This window comes from Rhodococcus marinonascens NBRC 14363, assembly GCF_001894885.1.
Classification (GTDB): domain Bacteria; phylum Actinomycetota; class Actinomycetes; order Mycobacteriales; family Mycobacteriaceae; genus Rhodococcus_F; species Rhodococcus_F marinonascens.
This window is the reverse complement of the sequence record NZ_BCXB01000111.1, coordinates 1-1,671: the sequence shown is the minus strand read 5'-3', so window position 1 is coordinate 1,671 and position 1,671 is coordinate 1. Positions and strand designations below refer to the sequence as shown.

The 1,671-nt window shown below is 59.1% G+C and carries 2 protein-coding genes; one reads left to right on the top strand and one right to left on the bottom strand.

The window, feature by feature from the left end:
• The coding region (locus RM2_RS24980) for a hypothetical protein (RefSeq protein WP_218017275.1) at positions 1-351 on the bottom strand (351 nt) is incomplete at its 3' end.
• Positions 352-1,428: 1,077 nt separating this feature from the next.
• Here RM2_RS24980 and RM2_RS23035 point away from each other — a divergent pair.
• Positions 1,429-1,617, top strand: a complete 189-nt coding sequence (locus tag RM2_RS23035; RefSeq protein ID WP_169846823.1) for a hypothetical protein — start codon at positions 1,429-1,431, stop codon at positions 1,615-1,617.
• The last annotated feature ends 54 nt before the right edge of the window (positions 1,618-1,671 follow it).

Sequence of the window (1,671 nt, the reverse complement as noted above, 5' to 3'; positions counted from 1 at the left end):
GTTCGGGAGTTTATCATTCCCCCGGTTGTTACCCTTAGGGTCTTTTCGTCTCATCTGAACTGGATCCAAGGTAATCTCGTATTGAAATGACTGCCCGGAGTTAACTTGTTTCGGGGCTCGAATCTCCACGCCCCAGTTGTTTGTGGAGTCGTTGTTACCATTCAAGAAGGGCTCGAAACGTCCATTGGACGACCAACAGCTGACCCCGAAGTCAACGTGCTTCGTGACGATGTTGCCGGAACCGGTGCCAGCGACATCGTCTGCTGATGCGACACCAGCGGGAAGTAGGAGTGTTCCTGCAGTAAGGGTGGTGGCCGCTGCAATGGTGGACCAACGGTGAATCGGTTTCATACTGTTCCGCTCTTTCTGATGACCAAGTATGGGCAACACACGTACCTACGATTTCCCGACAAGCGGCAGATCACGGGTGGCGTTCGGAAGTGGTTAGGGCATAAATTTCCTTTCACCGCACAAAGTTTGATGATTCTAGGATGCTCCAACGCATCTTGGTCTTGGTATCCATGGCGAGTCGCTATAGAACTAGTTTTTGTTGCTGTGCAAGGGACTGCCCTGTTCGGTTGAATCGTCCATCAACTGGTCGACATCTACTGGCTACCTTGATAAGCGGTCCGACAATGGAATCCCCGTTAACTACGACGAAAGCAGTATTGCCGCGAGTACGGGCCGTGTCTGTCCACCGAACAGACCAACCAGGTGTCCCCCGATCGGTGGACACCGCGAGCAGACCGGCGACGCCGCAAACACATGAGACAGCCAGGTGGCCGGAGTGGTCATCGTGCACCACCCTCGCCCCGCACTCGACTGCGCCTGTGGCCTATACGTCGGTGCCAATGTCTACGGATCTTCGTGTGTCCATACAGCGAGAACTGTCCTCACCAGACAGGATCGACAGATACTGAGTGCCGGCCAACCTCGCCGGGCTCACTTTTCCGCGCGGTTCTCGAAGACCCACGCCCAACAACGGACGAGTCGAAGTCCAATCTGCGTAGTCCCCGGATCCTCTTGGGTCGGGCGCACCTCGACGTCGTACTCCTCCAATCGGCCGAGCACTCACGCGCGTCTCAAGTGGACCGGACTCGCACAAACGACAGGCTCGTCAATCACACTGTCCGACACACATACCTCCAGCTCATTGCGCATCCGCGACCTCCTGGCTGGAGATAAGATCCGGGAAGGGAACACCCGCACGCAATTTGCGTTCTTCCGGCAACTCGCCGCAGAGGCCGGGTACGAGCTCGACATCGAGCGGTACCGCGGCACCACACCAGGGGTCGAGAACACCGCGGCCGGTAATCTGCGCACGAAGTTCATCTGGGCCGCTACCAGTTCCAGCAAACCGCCGACACCACACTGCTGCGCGAAGCCCTCGACGGCGGGCTCACCGCGGTGCGAACCGATGCCGCGGGGGTGGATGCGCTACCAGTCGGGCCGATCATCGAGCGGGGCTACGACGTCAACGCGCTCGGTGCAGCGATGGCCGGCCACGCACGCCCGCTACGGTCAATGCTGCGCAACCCGCCGCCCGCCACGGACAGTGCGGCGCCGAACATCGAGCCGACCCAGTCCCGCGGCGTCGAGGCCGCACACGAGCTGTAAGCCCACCCCGTTATCGGCAAGAACACTTGTCGGAATTCAGAACAGGATGCCTTA